The 16,595-nt window shown below is 68.0% G+C and carries 16 protein-coding genes and 1 tRNA gene; 13 read left to right on the top strand and 4 right to left on the bottom strand.

Annotation, left to right across the window (positions count from 1 at the left end; translation table 11 throughout):
* Positions 1-28 precede the first annotated feature (28 nt).
* Positions 29-1,021, top strand: coding sequence for a class II fructose-bisphosphatase (gene glpX, locus TSH58p_RS05330; RefSeq protein ID WP_174437339.1), 993 nt, complete (start codon positions 29-31; stop codon positions 1,019-1,021).
* A 159-nt stretch (positions 1,022-1,180) separates the two neighbouring features.
* Here the strand turns inward: glpX and TSH58p_RS05325 are convergent, their stop codons facing one another.
* Positions 1,181-2,272: a glycerol dehydrogenase gene (locus TSH58p_RS05325; RefSeq protein ID WP_109070205.1), complete on the bottom strand. Its 1,092-nt coding sequence runs from the start codon at positions 2,270-2,272 to the stop codon at positions 1,181-1,183.
* Positions 2,273-2,485: 213 nt separating this feature from the next.
* Between TSH58p_RS05325 and recJ the strand changes: the two genes are divergently transcribed.
* The 4 genes from recJ to TSH58p_RS05305 all read left to right on the top strand — a co-directional run bounded on the left by recJ (position 2,486) and on the right by TSH58p_RS05305 (position 5,950).
* On the top strand, positions 2,486-4,285 hold the full coding sequence (recJ, locus tag TSH58p_RS05320; RefSeq protein WP_109070240.1) for a single-stranded-DNA-specific exonuclease RecJ: 1,800 nt from the start codon (positions 2,486-2,488) through the stop codon (positions 4,283-4,285).
* A 123-nt stretch (positions 4,286-4,408) separates the two neighbouring features.
* Positions 4,409-4,484: transfer RNA gene (locus TSH58p_RS05315), tRNA-Glu, on the top strand.
* A 284-nt stretch (positions 4,485-4,768) separates the two neighbouring features.
* A complete protein-coding gene (locus TSH58p_RS05310; RefSeq protein ID WP_109070204.1) occupies positions 4,769-5,608 on the top strand; it encodes an aldo/keto reductase in 840 nt (279 codons plus the stop codon).
* 135 nt (positions 5,609-5,743) lie between these two features.
* Positions 5,744-5,950, top strand: a complete 207-nt coding sequence (locus TSH58p_RS05305; protein WP_109070203.1) for a hypothetical protein — start codon at positions 5,744-5,746, stop codon at positions 5,948-5,950.
* A gap of 93 nt (positions 5,951-6,043) precedes the next feature.
* On the opposite strand, the gene oxlT is transcribed toward TSH58p_RS05305, so the two are convergent.
* Positions 6,044-7,345, bottom strand: coding sequence for an oxalate/formate MFS antiporter (gene oxlT, locus TSH58p_RS05300; protein ID WP_109070202.1), 1,302 nt, complete (start codon positions 7,343-7,345; stop codon positions 6,044-6,046).
* Between the two features lie 549 nt (positions 7,346-7,894).
* Here oxlT and TSH58p_RS05295 point away from each other — a divergent pair.
* The 7 genes from TSH58p_RS05295 (at position 7,895) to TSH58p_RS05265 (ending at position 14,577) form a co-directional block, all read left to right on the top strand.
* Positions 7,895-8,824 (top strand): histone deacetylase family protein, encoded by a 930-nt coding sequence (locus tag TSH58p_RS05295; protein WP_109070201.1) that lies wholly within the window; start codon positions 7,895-7,897, stop codon positions 8,822-8,824.
* A 154-nt stretch (positions 8,825-8,978) separates the two neighbouring features.
* Positions 8,979-9,461 carry a GNAT family N-acetyltransferase gene (locus TSH58p_RS05290; RefSeq protein ID WP_109070200.1) on the top strand — a complete coding sequence of 161 codons (483 nt, stop codon included), beginning with the start codon at positions 8,979-8,981 and terminating at the stop codon, positions 9,459-9,461.
* 260 nt (positions 9,462-9,721) lie between these two features.
* Positions 9,722-10,744 carry a 2-dehydropantoate 2-reductase gene (locus tag TSH58p_RS05285; RefSeq protein ID WP_109070199.1) on the top strand — a complete coding sequence of 341 codons (1,023 nt, stop codon included), beginning with the start codon at positions 9,722-9,724 and terminating at the stop codon, positions 10,742-10,744.
* Positions 10,745-10,844: 100 nt separating this feature from the next.
* Positions 10,845-11,300, top strand: coding sequence for a CBS domain-containing protein (locus TSH58p_RS05280; RefSeq protein ID WP_109070198.1), 456 nt, complete (start codon positions 10,845-10,847; stop codon positions 11,298-11,300).
* 259 nt (positions 11,301-11,559) lie between these two features.
* Entirely contained in the window at positions 11,560-12,732 is a 1,173-nt protein-coding gene (locus TSH58p_RS05275; protein WP_109469157.1) for a Re/Si-specific NAD(P)(+) transhydrogenase subunit alpha, read from the top strand.
* 13 nt (positions 12,733-12,745) lie between these two features.
* Complete coding sequence (locus TSH58p_RS05270) at positions 12,746-13,180, top strand: NAD(P) transhydrogenase subunit alpha (protein WP_014240278.1); 435 nt, start codon at positions 12,746-12,748, stop codon at positions 13,178-13,180.
* 2 nt (positions 13,181-13,182) lie between these two features.
* Positions 13,183-14,577 (top strand): NAD(P)(+) transhydrogenase (Re/Si-specific) subunit beta, encoded by a 1,395-nt coding sequence (locus TSH58p_RS05265; protein WP_109469156.1) that lies wholly within the window; start codon positions 13,183-13,185, stop codon positions 14,575-14,577.
* Between the two features lie 76 nt (positions 14,578-14,653).
* Here the strand turns inward: TSH58p_RS05265 and TSH58p_RS05260 are convergent, their stop codons facing one another.
* Positions 14,654-15,355 carry a CBS domain-containing protein gene (locus tag TSH58p_RS05260; protein WP_109071097.1) on the bottom strand — a complete coding sequence of 234 codons (702 nt, stop codon included), beginning with the start codon at positions 15,353-15,355 and terminating at the stop codon, positions 14,654-14,656.
* Positions 15,356-15,542: 187 nt separating this feature from the next.
* Positions 15,543-15,722, bottom strand: a complete 180-nt coding sequence (locus tag TSH58p_RS33020) for a hypothetical protein (protein ID WP_146205900.1) — start codon at positions 15,720-15,722, stop codon at positions 15,543-15,545.
* Positions 15,723-15,898: 176 nt separating this feature from the next.
* On the opposite strand from TSH58p_RS33020, the gene TSH58p_RS05255 reads away from it, so the two are divergent.
* A complete protein-coding gene (locus tag TSH58p_RS05255; RefSeq protein WP_109469155.1) occupies positions 15,899-16,588 on the top strand; it encodes a GntR family transcriptional regulator in 690 nt (229 codons plus the stop codon).
* Positions 16,589-16,595: the final 7 nt, after the last annotated feature.

Genomic DNA, 16,595 nt, shown 5'->3' with positions numbered 1-16,595 from the left:
CCGAGCATCGATTCGGGGGAGAACAACCATGTCCGTTCATGTCGACCTGTCCGGTATGGACCGGAACCTGGCTCTGGAAGCCGTCCGCGTCACCGAGGCCGCCGCGCTGTCCGCGTCGCTGCTGATGGGCCGCGGTGACGAGAAGCTTGCCGACCAGGCCGCGGTCGACGCCATGCGCCAGGCGCTCAACACCCTCTACATCGACGGCACCGTCGTGATCGGCGAGGGCGAGCGCGACGAGGCGCCCATGCTCTACATCGGCGAGAAGGTCGGCGCCGGCATCGGCCGCGGGCCGAAGGTCGACATTGCGCTCGACCCGCTGGAAGGCACCACCATCTGCGCCACCGGCGGCCCGAACTCGCTGGCCGTCATCGCCATGGCGGACGAGGGCGGCTTCCTGAACGCGCCCGACGTCTACATGGACAAGATCGCCGTCGGTTCCGGCCTGCCGGAAGGCGTCGTCGATCTCGACGAGACGCCGGCCAACAACCTCAAGGCCCTGGCCAAGGCCAAGGGCACCGAGGTGCAGGAGCTGCTGGTCTGCATCCTGAACCGTCCGCGCCACGCCGAGCTGATCGCCCGCGTCCGCGAGGCCGGCGCGCGCATCATGCTGATCAACGACGGCGACGTGTCGGGCGTGATCGCCACCAGCCAGGCCGGCACCGGCGTCGACATGTATGTCGGCTCCGGCGGCGCGCCGGAAGGCGTTCTGGCCGCGGCGGCGCTGCGCTGCATCGGCGGCCAGTTCCAGGGCCGTCTGCTGTTCCGCAACGACGACGAGAAGGCCCGCGCCGCCCGCTGGGGCGTCAAGGACCTGAACAAGAAGTACAGCCTGACCGAGCTGGCCAGCGGCAACGTCATGTTCGCCGCGACCGGCGTGACCGACGGCGCCATGCTGCGCGGCGTCCGCCGCTTCCCCGGCGGTGCCACCACCCACTCGGTGATCATGCGCTCCAAGTCGGGCACCGTGCGCTACGTCGAGGCGCACCACAACCTGCAGCGCAAGCCGGCCATGGCCTGAGCCTGCTATCCCCTGTTCCTTCTCCCCTCCGGGGAGAAGGTCAGGATGAGGGGGCGGCCAAAGGCCGGAAACGCAGGCTCATCGTAGTGCGTGGACGCCCTCCGGACGCCCCCTCACCCAACCCTCTCCCAACACTCTTCCCAAGGGGGGCGAGGGCTTTTAACCCTTCCGCCGCCGTCCCTCGGCATCCGCGGCCTTCATGGCGGCCAGGACGCGCTGTGGGGTGATCTCGTGCGGCTCATTGTGGATGGTCTCGCCCTCTGCGCAGGCCCGTTCCGCCGCCAGCAGAAGCCGCTCGTCCGACACGCCGGCAAGGCCGATCTCGGCCAGCGTCGTCGGCAGCCCCACCGCCTTGCAGAAGCCGTAGACCTCGTCCAGAACCGCCGGCGGCCGGTCGGTCAGGATCAGCAGCGTCAGCGTGCCGAAGGCGACCTTTTCGCCGTGCCAGTAATGGTGCGTTTCCTCCAGCGCGGTCAGGCCGTTGTGGACGGCGTGCGCCGCCGCCAGCCCGCCGCTTTCGAAGCCCAGACCGCTCAGCAGCGTGTTGGCCTCGACGATGCGCTCCAGCGCCGGGGTGACCACGCCCTGCTCGCAGGCCGACTTGGCGAGCACGCCATACTCCAGCAGCGTGTCGTAGCACAGCCGGGCCAGAGCGAAGGCGGTCATCGGGCCGACCCGCCCGGTCATGTTGCCGCCGCGCTTGATGCGGCAATCCTCCGCCTCGAACCAGGTGGACAGGGCGTCGCCCATGCCGGAGACGAGGAAGCGCACCGGAGCGCCCGCCACCACGCCGGTGTCGACCAGCACGAGGTCCGGGTTGCGCGGCAGCACGAGGTAGCGCTTGAAGGCGCCTTCCGGCGTGTAGATCACCGACAGGGCGCTGCACGGCGCGTCGGTGGAGGCGAGCGTCGGGACGATGGCGGTGCGCGCGTCCAGCGCGTGGGCGACCGCCTTGGCGGTGTCGAGCGCCTTGCCGCCGCCGATGCCGGCCACGACGTCGGCGCCCATGGCGCGGGCGAGCGCGGTCAGCCGCTCGATCTCCTCGTCGGAGCATTCGCCCCGGAATTCCTGGATGTTCAGTTCGACGCGCCCGGCGGCGGCGTCGACCAGCCGGCCTTTCAGCGTCTTCAGGACGAAGCTGTCGGTGACGGCCAGGACCTTCTTGCCCAGCCGGGCCAGATCCTCGCCCAAGCTGTCGAGGGCGCCGTTGCCCTGGACGTAGCGGGCCGGAAAGATCGCCGTGGTGATCATGGTTCCCTCCTCCGCGTGGTGATGAGCGCAGTGGAGCAGGACCTCCCTCCACCCGCAATGACCTGCCTCAAGTTGCGGTGCGGCAAGGGCGCCTGCCACCTTTGCGTACGGACGCGGCGCCGGCTGAGCCAACGGGAGAGCCCCATCCGCTGGCCCGCTTGTTCCCCATCTGCTATGGCTTCGGCCTTTCCGATCCGTGGCATTCTGGGCAGCATGACCGACACCGTTCCCCCCTTCCTGAACGTCGCCCATTCCCTGTCCGGCAAGCGCTGGCAGGCGCGGCCCTACGACGAGCGGCTGGCCTGGGGGCTGGCGCAGGGGCGGGGGCTGCCGGAGATCGTCGGGCGGGTGCTCGCCGCCCGCGGGGTGACGGAGGAGGCGTGCGACGGCTTCCTGAACCCGACGCTGAAGGCGCTGCTTCCCGACCCCTCCCGCTTCAAGGACATGGACACGGCGGCGGAGCGCATCGCCCGCGCCGTCATGGACGGCGAGCCGGTGGCCGTCTTCGGCGACTACGACGTGGACGGCGCCACCTCCTCCGCTCTGATGCGGCGCTTCTTCCGGGCGGTGGGCGCGGACCTGCGGATCTACGTTCCCGACCGCATGAAGGAGGGTTACGGCCCCAACGGCCCGGCGCTGCTGCGGCTGAAGGCCGAAGGCGTGCGGCTGGTGGTGACGGTGGATTGCGGCATCTCCGCCTTCGCGGCGCTGGAGGCGGCGGCGGAGGCCGGGCTGGAGGTGGTGGTCCTCGACCATCACGCGGCCGAACCGCGCCTGCCGCCCGCCGTCGCCCTGGTCAACCCGAACCGGCTGGACGAGGACGGCGCCTACCGCACGCTGTGCGCGGCGGGGGTGACCTTCCTGACCGTGGTGGCGGTGAACCGGGCGCTGCGCAACGCCGGCTTCTACGCGGGCCGCAACGAGCCGAACCTGATGGAGTGGCTCGACCTCGTGGCGCTGGGCACGGTGTGCGACGTGGTGCCTCTGACCGGGCTGAACCGGGCGCTGGTGGCGCAGGGGCTGAAGGTGATGGCGCGGCGCGCCAACCCCGGCCTGTCCGCCCTGTCCGACGTGGCCGGGGTGAAGGAGAAGCCCGACGCCTACCACGCCGGCTTCGTGCTCGGCCCTCGGGTCAACGCGGGCGGGCGCGTCGGCGCGTCGGACCTCGGGGCGCGGCTGCTCTCCACCGACGACCCCATGGAGGCGATGGAGCTGGCCCAGAAGCTGGAGGCCCACAACGCCGAGCGCCGCGCGGTGGAGCAGGGCGTGCTCGCCGACGCCATGGCCCGGCTGGAGGAGCACGCCGACGAACTGGCCGAGCTGGTCTTCGTGGCGGGGGAGGGCTGGCACCCCGGCGTGATCGGCATCGTCGCCAGCCGCCTGAAGGAGCGCTACAGCCGCCCCGCCTGCGTCATCGCCCTGGAGGAGGGGGCGGACGGCACGGTGATCGGCAAGGCTTCGGGCCGCTCGGTGCGCGGGGTCGATCTTGGGGCGGCGGTGATCGCGGCGCGGCAGGAGGGGCTGCTGATGGCCGGCGGCGGGCACCGCATGGCGGCCGGCTTCACCGTGGCGGGGGACAAGCTGGCCGACCTGCAGGCCTTCCTGACCGGCCGCGTCGCCGAACAGGTGGCCGCGGCCCCGCTGGTGCCGACGCTGGAGCTGGACGGCGCGCTGTCCGTGGGGGCGGCGAACACCTCCCTGGTGGACCGCCTGAACCAGCTCGGCCCCTTCGGCACCGGCAACGCGGAGCCGCGCTTCGCCGTCACCGACGCCCGCGTGGTGCGGGCCGACGTGGTCGGGGCGAATCACGTCCGCTGCATCCTTCAGGGCGGCGACGGCGCCCGGCTGAAGGCCATCGCCTTCCGCGCGCTGGACAGCGAGATGGGAAAAGCCCTGCTGATGGGCCGCGGATCGCCCTTCCACATCGCCGGCGTCCTGCGCATCGACCGCTGGAACGGGGCGGAGGGAGTCCAGCTCCTGATCGACGACGCCGCACCCGCGCAAACCATGTGAATGCAAACAAATTCGGCGCGGAGAGAGTGCATGGGGGGCATACGCCAACGGGGTAGAAAGGAGTTGGAAAAAACGCTTGCGCTCGGCCCGTCATCCCATTAGTAATCCCGCCACGCCAACGACGTCCCCATCGTCTAGAGGCCTAGGACACCGCCCTTTCACGGCGGCGACAGGGGTTCGAATCCCCTTGGGGACGCCACCTTCTCACAGGTTGGCACCGGTTTCGAAAGCTCAGCCCTTGGCTGAGCTTTTGTCGTTTTGGGCGAGTGTTTCCAGACCGCCTCCCGGCTGCGGGTATGCTTGTCCGCTTTTGCGAGGAACGGAGGACGAGCCTTCCGGTCCGGCGGGCGACCCGTTCGGTGGGGCGTGGCCGCCGACCTCTCCCACCCGCCGAAATAGCGCCAAGGGGCGGTTTCCAGGGTTGGCTCGGTGGACTAACGTTCCTCACGCCCTTCGACGGGGCCAAGGGAACGGGAGACATCGATGACCATTCCGACGACACGCCTTCCTTCGGGAACCGCCGTGCCGGTGCTCGGCCAGGGCACCTGGTACATGGGCGAGGACAGCCGCGACCACGTGCGGGAGGTCGCGGCGCTCCGGCTCGGCCTCGACCTCGGCATGACGCTGGTCGACACGGCGGAGATGTACGCCGACGGCGGGGCGGAGGAGGTGGTCGGCGAGGCCATCGCCGGGCGTCGCGACGAGGTGTTCCTGGTCAGCAAGGTGCTGCCGATGAACGCCAGCCGCCGCGGCACCGTCGCGGCCTGCGAGCGCAGCCTGAAGCGCCTGCGCACCGACCGCATCGACCTCTATCTGCTGCACTGGCGCGGCAGCCACGACTTCTCCGAGACGATCGCGGCCTTCGACACGCTGGTGCGCGACGGCAAGATCGGCCAATGGGGCGTCAGCAACCTGGATCTCCAGGACATGGAGGAACTGGTCGGCACGCCGGGCGGGGAGGGCGTGCAGACCAACCAGCTCCTCTACAACCTGACGCGCCGCGGCATCGAGCATGACCTGCAGCCCTGGTGCCGTGGCCGGGGCATCCCGATCATGGCCTATTCGCCGATCGAGCAGGGGCGGATGCTGCGCCATCCGGAGCTTCGCCGCGTCGCCGACCGGCACGGCGCGACCCCGGCCCAGGTCGGGCTGGCCTGGCTGCTCCGGCAGGACGGGGTGATCGCCATCCCCAAGGCGTCGGACCCCGCCCATGTCCGCGACAACCGGGCCGCCGCCGATTTGCGGCTCGACGAGCAGGATCTCGCGGACCTCGACCGGGCCTTCCCGCCGCCCCGCGGACCGCGCCCGCTGGAGATGCTGTAACGGAGATGCCGCAGCGCGGCGAAGCGCCGCGCTTGCGGTGGCGGACTCGATTTCCCTGGCCGAACGGCCTATGTATGCTGCATTGCGGAATCAGGCATGCCTGAGTCCGCTTTCGGCTCATCCGGGAATCGAAGCATGCTCGCCATCGTTCTTCTGTCCATGCTGCTGTCGGGCTTCGCCATCATCGTGGCGCGGATTCTGACCGCCGAGGTCGCCACCGCCGGCATGCCGGTCCGCGATCCCTGGTCGCCCCGCCATCTCCGCCGGGTCAAGAAGGCGCACAAGGCGCAGGAGGAGATCGGGGGCGGCCCGTCCTGGGCGTCGTTCCCGCGCGGGCTCTGACCTTTTCCGCAACATTCGTTTTCCCACAAGCAAATCGGGCCGGGAAATCTCCCGGCCCGATCGCGTTCGGGTGCTGATGGCGCGTCCGGTGCCTTACTGGGCCGGCTCCGCCGCCAGCTTCGAGGCCGGCAGGCTCTCGGTGATCTGGCGGGCGCGCATCGGCTTCAGGACGAAGATGGCCAGCAGGGCGGCGATGCCGTTGACCGCGGCGGCGAAGAAGAACACCGCCTGCCAGCTGCCGGTCGAGGCGACCGCCACGTTGGCGAAGGGAACGACCAGCGACGCGGTGCCCTTGGCGGTGTACAGCAGGCCGGCGTTGGTGGTGGCGAACTTCGACCCGAAGGAGTCGCCGCACAGCGCCGGGAACAGGCTGTAGATCTCACCCCAGGCGAAGAACACCAGACCCGTCAGGATCACGAAGGCGACGGGGTTGTGGCCCCACTGGTTCAGCGCCAGGATGCCGACGCATTCCAGGGCGAAGGCGATGAACATCGTGTTCTCGCGGCCGATGTGGTCGGACACCCAGCCGAAGAAGGGGCGGGTGACGCCGTTCAGCACGCGGTCGATGGACAGGGCGAAGGTCAGCGCCGGCAGGGTCAGGCCCATGATGCTGACGGGCACGCCGTCCAGGTGGAAATCCTTGGCGATGGGGCCGAGCTGCGCGGTCGCCATCAGGCCGCCCGCCGCCACCATCACGAACATGGCGTACATGACCCAGAAGACCGGAGTCTTCAGCATCTGGACCGGGGTGTAGCTCTCGCGGGTCTGCGACACCGACGAGCGGGAGACCTCCGGAACCTGGCCCTTCTTCGGCGACGCCAGGAACCACGCCAGCGCGAGGATCACCGCGCCCTGGCCGATGCCGAAGGTCATGAAGGTGGCTTCATAGCCCGAGGAGTGGATCATGTTGGCGATCGGCACGACCGTGAGGGCCGAGCCGGCGCCGAAACCGGCGGCGGTCAGGCCGGCGGCGAGGCCGCGGCGGTCGGGGAACCACTTCAGCGCGTTGCCCACGCAGGTGCCGTAGACGCCGCCGGCACCGATGCCGCCCAGAGCCGCGCCCAGATAGAGCATGGCGAGCGAGTCGGCCACCGAGTTGACCGCCCAGGCCGCGGCGCAGAACACGCCGCCGATCAGGACGACGATGCGCGGGCCGAACTTGTCCACGAACCAGCCTTCGACGGGAACCAGCCAGGTTTCCATGACGACGAAGATGGTGAAGGCCACCTGGATGGCCGCACGGCCCCAGCCATGCTTCTGGTCGATGGGCTCGACGAACAGGGTCCAGCCATACTGCAGGTTCGCGATCATCGACATGCAGATGACGCCGATGACGAGCTGGAACCAGCGGCCACCGAGGGGCCCTTTCGGGGCCTCCGTGAGGGCTTGGTGCATTTCTCTCCTCCTAGAAGCGATCTCTTTGCGAAGCGGTCTTTTGCTTTTTTGAGTCGGGTTGTTTTTGTTTTCTGACCGGAGGTTTCCCCGTGGTGTGCCGGGTCGTCTCCATCGCCTTGGCTTGACCGTGGAACCGGCCGCTTGGTGTGGGCGGCTTAAGCTCCCGGGATGAGCGTTTTTGGCATTAGAGATATGGTATGCCAGATACAGTTTCTTGCGCAAGCTGTTTGTCAGCGTAACAAACAGACTTGGCGTGGGAGAGCCGGCCTACCACCATCGAAGGCGTTGATGGCCCTTGCTCGATTGGGGACTCTGGCGCTTGGACGGCGGAGGGGCTGACGATTGGCCGGCAAAGCGATTTGGTCCATTGTGGTATTTGGTATACATATAAGGCAAGGATGCGCTTCGACTCGGGGTGCGTGCCGATCCTGACGAACGGCGTTGAGGACCATCCTCGCCCGTCATGGGCGATGAGCCCGGTCCTGCGTTTCCGCGCCGTCGCGCGATCGATCCGCTTCAAATCACAGGCAAAGGGGAGGAGACGACTCGATGACCACCGCCATTTTCACCCACCCGGACTTTCTGGCGCACGACACCGGCCCGGGGCACCCGGAACGTCCGGAGCGAATCGCCGTGGTGTGGGAGCTTCTGGACCGCGACGAGTTCCGCGATCTGCCCCGCTTCGAGGCCCCGGAGGCGGAGGTCGAGCAGCTCCGCTGGGTGCATGATGCGGCCTATGTGGACGCCGTGCTGAACGCGGTCCCGGAGAGCGGCCATGTCCGGCTGGACGCCGACACCGTGCTGTCGCCCACCTCGCGCTCGGCGATCCTGCGGGCTGCCGGCGCGGTCTGCGCGGCGGTGGACGCGGTGCTCGACGGGACGGTGAAGAACGCCTTCTGCGCCGTCCGCCCCTGCGGCCACCACGCGGAGCCGGCCCGCGCCATGGGCTTCTGCGTCTTCAACAATGTGGCGGTCGGCGCCGAGCACGCCCGCAAGCGGCGCGGGCTGACCCGCGTCGCCGTGGTCGATTACGACGTGCACCACGGCAATGGCACCCAGGCGATGTTCTGGGACGACGCCGACCTGTTCTTCGCCTCCACCCACCAGTCGCCGCTCTATCCCGGCACCGGTTCGATGCGGGAAACCGGCGTCGCCGACAACATCGTCAACGCGCCGCTGCCGCCCCATTCCGGAACGGTGGAGTTCCGTCAGGCGATGGAGCGCCGCATCCTCCCCGCGCTGGAGGAGTTCCAGCCGGAGCTGATCCTGATCTCTGCCGGTTTCGACGCCCACGCCCGCGACCCGCTGGCGTCGCTGAACTTCACCGGCCCGGATTTCGAATGGGCCACCCGCAAGCTGGTCGAGGCGGCGGACCGGCTGTGCGACGGCCGCGTCGTGACGGTGCTGGAAGGCGGCTACGACATGGTGGGGCTCGCCGAGGGGTGTGCCGCCCATCTCCAGGCCCTGATGCGCGCCTGACCGAGGCGCGAACGGCGAAGCCCGGGTGATTTCGAGGGACTTTGCGCAGCCGCGCCATAAGGTCGGTTGCTTCCAGCACGGATTATCTGGTATACCAAATACCAGAGAGACGAACAGAGTCCCTCGAACACCAAAAAAACGGGAGTTACGCACGATGGACCAGCGGATCGCCGAACAGAACGCCGCTCAAAACACTTCGGGCCAGCCCACCATCGAGATCACCCTGGCGAAGACCGACGCCGACATCGCCGACAGCTACGCGGTGGTGAAGGAACTGCGCACCCACATGACGGACGCCGACGCCTACGCCGCCCAGATCCGGCGCCAGATGGAGGACGGCTACACCATGGCCCTCCTGCGCATCGACGGCGAGGTGGCCGGCTGCGGCGGCTTCCGCGTTCACGAGACGCTGTCGCGCGGCCGCTATATGTATGTTGAGGATCTCGTCACCTCGCCGAAGCACCGTTCCTTCGGTCTGGGCGACAAGCTGTTCGATTGGCTCGCCGCCCAGGCGCGCGAGAAGGGCTGCGCCCAGATGGAGATCATCTCCGGCGTCCAGCGCGGCGACGCGCACCGCTTCTATCACCGCAAGCGCATGACGGTTAAGGCGTTCCAGCTCGTCCTTCCGCTCACCTGATCCCACACACCGGATGGACCCGCGAACCGGGCGTCCGGACGGGCCGGGCGTCCGGTTTTCCATGCTCGAACTTTCGTTGGAAAACCCAGGATTCTCGCCCGATTCCGGATCATGCCCCTCCCTCGACAGGGTCTATTTTGCCAGTTGACATCTGGTATCTGGTATACCAAACTCCGTATTTGTTCGGTGTGCTGATTGATTGGGGTTACTGCAAAGGCTGCGCGGCGCGTGGCCGATAATTGGGGGAGAGGAAACGGGTTATGAAGATCTGCATCTTTGGGTCCGGGGCCATCGGCGGGTATCTGGGTGTGCGTCTCCACCAGGCCGGCGCGGATGTCAGCCTCGTGGCGCGCGGCGCCCATCTCACGGCCATGCGTGAGAACGGCGTGAAGCTGATCGTCGGAGAGGAAGAAACGGTCGTCCACCCCCGCTGCACCGACAACGCGGCGGAACTCGGCCCGCAGGACTACGTCATCATCGGTCTCAAGGCCCACTCCGTTCCCAGCGTCGTCGATGCCATCCAGCCGCTGCTTGGCAAGGACACCGCCGTGGTCACCGCGGTCAACGGCATCCCCTACTGGTACTTCTACAAGAACGGCGGCGAATTCGAAGGCCGCGTGCTCGACACGGTCGATCCGGGCGGGATCCAGTGGAACGGGCTGAGCCCGGAGCGCGCCATCGGCTGCGTCGTCTACCCCGCGACCGAAGTCGTCGAGCCCGGCGTCATTCAGCACATCTACGGCGACAAGTTCTCGCTGGGCGAGCCGGATGGCAGCCAGTCCGACCGCGTGAAGAAGCTGAGCGCGGCGATGGAGGCCGGCGGCCTGCGCGCCCCGGTGCTCGACCGCATCCGCGACGAGATCTGGCTGAAGCTGTGGGGCAACCTCTGCTTCAACCCGATCAGCGCGCTGACCCACGCCACGCTGGACGTCATCTGCTCCGATCCGGAGACCCGCGCCGTCGCCAAGGCGATGATGCTGGAGGCCAAGGAGATCGGCGACCGCCTGGGCGTCCATTTCCGGGTGGATGTCGAGCGCCGCATCAACGGCGCCGGCGCGGTCGGCGCCCACAAGACCTCGATGCTCCAGGACCTGGAGCGCGGCCGTCCGATGGAGATCGACGCCCTGCTGTCGGTGGTCCAGGAGATGGGCCGCATGGTCGGCGTGGCGACCCCGACCATCGACGTGGTTCTGGCCCTCGTCCGCCAGCGCGGCGAGATCGCCGACTGCTACACCCGCCCGCAGCGGGCGTCCGAGGCCGCACCCGCGGTCGCCGCCCAGTAGGGCGGACACCGTCCGGCCCCGCACACAGAAAACCAACGCCCCCAACGACGCAGCGAAGCAACGCCGAGGGGCCGGACAATCGCTTCACAGGAGGAGCGTCATGAGGGTTGAAGACATTCTCCGCCGGAAGGGGACGCGCATCGGCACGGTGCGCATCAACGAAACCGTGGAAACGGCGTTGCGCCTTCTGAAGGCGGAAAACACCGGCGCGCTGGTGGTCAAGGACGTCTGCCGGACCGAGGGCAACACGGTCGTCGGGGTGATTTCCGAGCGCGACATCGTGCGCAGCCTGACCGACCGCGGGCCGGGCATCCTGTCCTTGCCGGTCACGGCGGTGATGAGCAACCATCCCGTCTGCTGCACGCCCGGCGATTCCGTCCGCCACGTGCTCCAGCTGATGGACGAGCACACCGTCCGCCACGTCCCCGTCCTGGACGGCGCCTCTCTGGTCGGCGTGGTCAGCGTGCGCGATCTCATCAAGGCGCAGCTCGACTCCGCCCCGCCGGACGCCGAGCCGGCCGAGGTCGTCAGCTATCCCGTCGCCGCGGCCCAGTGACGGACGACGGCGCCCTCGGGCGGTCCCCGAGGTAGCCTTCCCATGACGGCGGCGGCGGCCCGGAGGCGGTCACCCGCATCCATCCCGGGTGACCGCTCCGCCGCCCTGCGGGCCTGACGCCGGACCACGCCTCGTTGCTGGCCGGCACCGACATCATTCGAGAATTTGACCGGCGGGCCGCCCGCCGAGGCCGCCCGCCGTCGAGGCCGGAGCGCTGACGCCTCGTCCTGCCGATTGCTTTGGGAGGCAATCAACAACCATGAAAATCGCCATACCCAGGGAGCGGCGCGCGGGCGAGAATCGCGTCGCGGCGTCTCCGGAAACCGTCAAGAAGATCAAGGGTCTCGGTCTCGACGTCGTGGTCGAGACCGGCGCCGGTCTGGGCTCGAACCTGCCGGACCGGGTGTATCAGGACGCCGGCGCGACGATCGCGCCGGACGCCGCGTCGGCGCTGGCCGACGCCGACATCGTGCTGAAGGTGCAGCGCCCGCTGCTGGCCGGGGAGGGGGACCTCGACGAGCTGGCGCTGATCAAGCGCGGCGCGCTGCTGTTCGCCATCCTCAACCCCTACAACAGCCGCGACCACGTGGCGGCCTACGCCGCGGCCGGGGTGAACGCCTTCGCCATGGAGTTCATGCCGCGCATCACCCGCGCCCAGGTCATGGACGTGCTGTCCTCGCAGGCCAACCTCGCCGGCTACAAGGCGGTGGTCGACGCGGCCAGCGAGTATGGCCGGGCCTACCCGATGATGATGACCGCGGCGGGCACGGTGCCGCCGGCCCGCGCCTTCATCATGGGCGTCGGCGTCGCCGGTCTGCAGGCCATCGCCACGGCCAAGCGGCTGGGTGCCATCGTCTCGGCGACCGACGTGCGCCCGGCGGTGAAGGAGCAGGTGCAGTCGCTGGGCGGCAGCTTCGTCGCGGTGGAGAACGAGGAGTTCAAACAGGCCGAGACCTCCGGCGGCTACGCCAAGGAGATGTCGGACGACTACAAGCGCCAGCAGGCGGCGCTGGTGGCCGAGCACATCAAGAAGCAGGACATCGTCATCACCACGGCGCTGATCCCCGGACGCAAGGCGCCGATCCTAGTGACGCGCGAGCATGTCGCCTCGATGAAGCCGGGCTCGGTGATCATCGATCTGGCGGTGGAGCAGGGCGGCAACGTCGAGGGCTCGGAGCTGGGCAAGGTGGTCGTCACCGACAACGGGGTGAAGATCGTCGGCCACGCCAACTACCCCAGCCGCATCGCCGAGAGCGCCTCGCTGCTCTACGCCAAGAACCTGCTGGCGCTCCTCCAGTCGCTTCATGACAAGGAGAAGGGCGTCGCGCTGAACTGGGACGACGAGATCGTGAAGGCCATCGCGCTCACCCGCGACGGGCAGATCGTCCATCCCGCCTTCGCGGACGCGGTCCGCGAAGTCCAGACCGTCTGAGGAGGCGGCTTCCATGGAACATCCCGATCCCGCGAGCCAGATTGAGGCCTTCCGCCACTCGCTCCTCACCCTGACCAACCAGACGGCGGAGCTTCAGGTCCAGGTCGCCCAGATGACCCACGCGATGCCGATCCCGGCGCCCGTCCTGGACGCGGCGAGCCACGGCAACTTCTTCATCACCGGCCTGACGGTGTTCGTGCTGGCCTGCTTCGTCGGCTACTACGTGGTGTGGCGGGTGACGCCGGCGCTGCACTCGCCGCTGATGGCGGTGACCAACGCGGTGTCCTCGGTGATCATCGTCGGCGCCCTGATCGCCGCCGGCCCCGCTGGGTTCGGCTTCTCCAAGATCATGGGCTTCCTCGCCGTCATCCTGGCCAGCGTCAACATCTTCGGCGGCTTCCTGGTCACCCAGCGCATGCTGTCGATGTTCAAGAAGAAGGGCAAGTAACCATGGAAACCCTGTCCGCCCTTCTCTATCTGGTCGCCTCGGTCTGCTTCATCATGGCGCTGCGCGGCCTGTCCAGCCCGGAGACCTCCCGCCAGGGCAACTTCTTCGGCATGGCCGGCATGACCATCGCCGTGCTGACCACGCTGGCCCTGCCCATCGTCCAGTCCTACTGGATGATCGTGCTGGGCATCGCGATTGGCGGCGGCATCGGCTACGTCATCGCCAAGAAGATCGAGATGACCGCGCTGCCGCAGCTCGTCGCCGCCTTCCACTCGCTGGTCGGTCTGGCCGCGGTGTTCGTGGCGCTGTCGGCCTTCTACTCGCCCGAGGCCTACGGCATCGGCGTGCCCGGCGCCATCGCCAAGGGCTCGCTGGTCGAGATGGCGCTGGGCACCGCCATCGGCGCCATCACCTTCACCGGCTCGATCGTCGCCTTCGCCAAGCTCCAGGGTCTGGTCACCGGCAAGCCGCTGGTCTTCCCCTTCCAGCACCACCTCAACGCCGCCCTCGGCGTGCTGACCATCCTGCTCATCGTCTGGCTGGTGCAGAGCAACTCCAGCGTGGCGATGTGGATCATCGTTCTGGTCGCGCTGGCGCTCGGCTTCCTGTTGATCCTGCCGATCGGCGGCGCCGACATGCCGGTGGTGATCTCGATGCTGAACAGCTACTCCGGCTGGGCGGCGGCGGGCATCGGCTTCACGCTGCAGAACAACCTGCTGATCGTCACGGGCGCGCTGGTCGGCTCGTCGGGCGCCATCCTGTCCTACATCATGTGCAAGGGCATGAACCGCTCGATCTTCAACGTGATCCTGGGCGGCTTCGGCGGCGACAGCGGGGCGGCCTCGGCGGCGGCCGGCGGCGGCGAGCGCGGCACGGTCAAGGCCGGCTCGCCGGAGGACGCGGCCTACATCATGAAGAACGCCCAGTCGGTGATCATCGTCCCGGGCTACGGCATGGCGGTGGCCCAGGCCCAGCACGCGCTGCGCGAGATGGCCGACCTGCTGAAGAAGGAGGGCGTCGAGGTCAAGTACGCCATCCACCCGGTGGCGGGGCGCATGCCGGGGCACATGAACGTGCTGCTGGCCGAGGCCAACGTGCCCTACGACGAGGTGTTCGAACTGGAGGACATCAACCGCGACTTCAGCACCGCGGACGTGGCCTTCGTGATCGGCGCCAACGACGTGACCAACCCGGCGGCCAAGACCGATCCGCAGTCGCCGATCTACGGCATGCCGATCCTCGACGTCGAGAAGGCCAAGACGGTGTTCTTCATCAAGCGCGGCATGGCCGCCGGCTACGCCGGCGTCGAGAACGAGCTGTTCTTCCGCCCCAACACCATGATGCTGTTCGGCGACGCCAAGAAGGTCACCGAAGAGGTCGTGAAGGCCACCGAGTAAAGCTCGGCTGAAAGGAAAAGCCCCTTCCCGGACGAACCGGGAAGGGGCTTTTTTTGTTGCCGTGTCGGCAACCGGATCAGAAGCCGACGGCGCCTTCGGCGACATGATCCACGATGATCAGGTGATTTTCCACGCGGGTGACGCCGGGTGTATTCTCCGCGGCGACGCGCAGGGCGTCACGCTGGGCCTCGGTGCGCACGCTGCCCCAGAGATGCACGACGCCGTTGCGCACCACGATGTTTTCGCTGATCTCCGGTGCCCAGGGCTGCGCCCGCAGGGTCTCCAGAAGCCGGTCGCGCAGGACGCGGTCGTCCGCGGCGGCGGGCGAGACGTCCGGCGCGATGCTGGCCAGGACGTGGAGCAGGTTGGCGCGGCTGACGATGCCGACCAGCTTGCCGTTGTTCAGCACCGGAACGCGCTTGATGCGGTTGCCCTCCATCAGGCGGACCACCTCGTCGAGCGGGGTTTCCTCCGTGACGGAGATCAGCGATTCCGTCATCGCGTCGCGCACATGACGGCCGTGGGACTTGGTGTAGTCGGCGGCCTGATTCGGCGCGCCCGCGAACATGGCGAGCCACCAGGAGGCCCGGCGCACCGTGCCGGTCTCCGCCCGGCGCAGCAGGTCGCCCTCGCTGATGACGCCGAGCAGGCGCCCATTCGAATCGCAGACGGGCAGGCCGCTGATCCGGTTCTCCAGCATGCGCTTTGCGGCTTCGGTCACCGTGGCGTCGGGACCGATGGTGACCACCTGACGGGTCATGATGTCCGCAGCTTTCATGGCTTTCCTCCGTTTGCCTGATTCGTTGACCCAGCCAACATACACACACGCGAAGTGCGGTGAAACTGTCTGGTGTACGGTATACCAATTTGCCGCAGGGCAAATTCCACAGCAGGGCAAATTTTACAGGCGGAGAAAAAAGAAGGCTCCGCTGGCAGGAAGCCGCGGAGCCGTCAGGTGGGGGAATCTACAGGGAGGAATGCGTGTAGTTCCAAGGACGTTTGTACCCCCAGCGGTTCGCTTCGACCACAATGGATTCGGTATACCAGTCATGCATCATCTGGATACCGTATACGATATGCCAGATGGCCGCTGAGGGCGCAGAATTGCCGCGCCGTTCCAGGGGAACCGGCGCGTCGTCGTTCATCGAAGAAACAGTCCGCGATCCGAACATATCCGCTTGTCATGAACTGGCATCTGGTATACCGTATCACCAATCCAAGCCGCTTCCCTCTCCGGGGCAATGAAAGCGCGGCCCAAACCCCGTCAACCGGGGAATTCCCGGATCATTCCGGGGGCGGAGAGAGAGGGACGGGAACGCCAATGCAGATGATGAGTTTCTCGGTCGCACCCCTGGATCAGGGGATGAGCTTCAAGGCCAAGGCCTACCAGGCGCTGCGCCAGGCCATCACCCAGATGGACATCTACGGCGGGCCGAGCGAGATCCGCCTCGACGAGCGTCAGCTCTGCGAGGCGCTGGGCGTCAGCCGCACCCCGGTGCGCGAGGCGATGGCGCTGCTCGAGCAGGAGGGCTTCATCCGCTCCATGCCCCGGCGCGGCATCTTCGTGGTCCGCAAGACCAAGGCGGAGATCATCGAGATGATCACCGTCTGCGCCGCGCTCGAAGGCATGGCCGCCCGCCTCTTCGTCGAGCGCGCCGACGAGCGCGGCATGGCCGACCTGCACGCGACCTTCGACCGCTTCGCCGAAGGCGAGCTGGCCGACCACGTGCTGGAATATTCCGACGCCAACGTCGCCTTCCACCAGTCGATCATCCAGGCCTCGGGCTGCACGCTCATCGCCGACCTGACCGACCGCTTCTTCATCCACATGCGGGCCATCCGCCGCGTCACCATGCGCCGCGGCGGCCGGGCCGAGACGTCCATCGTCGAGCACCGCGACATCATCGACGCCCTGACCCGGCGCGACGCCGACCTCGCCGAGCGGCGGGTGCGCGAGCACACGCTGGGGCTGGCCCGCCATGTCGAACAGCACTGCGATTTTCTCGATTGACCGATCG

The sequence above is a fragment of the Azospirillum sp. TSH58 genome (assembly GCF_003119115.1).
Classification (GTDB): domain Bacteria; phylum Pseudomonadota; class Alphaproteobacteria; order Azospirillales; family Azospirillaceae; genus Azospirillum.
Note: the sequence above shows the minus strand (reverse complement) of the source record. Positions and strands in the feature narration are given on the sequence as shown.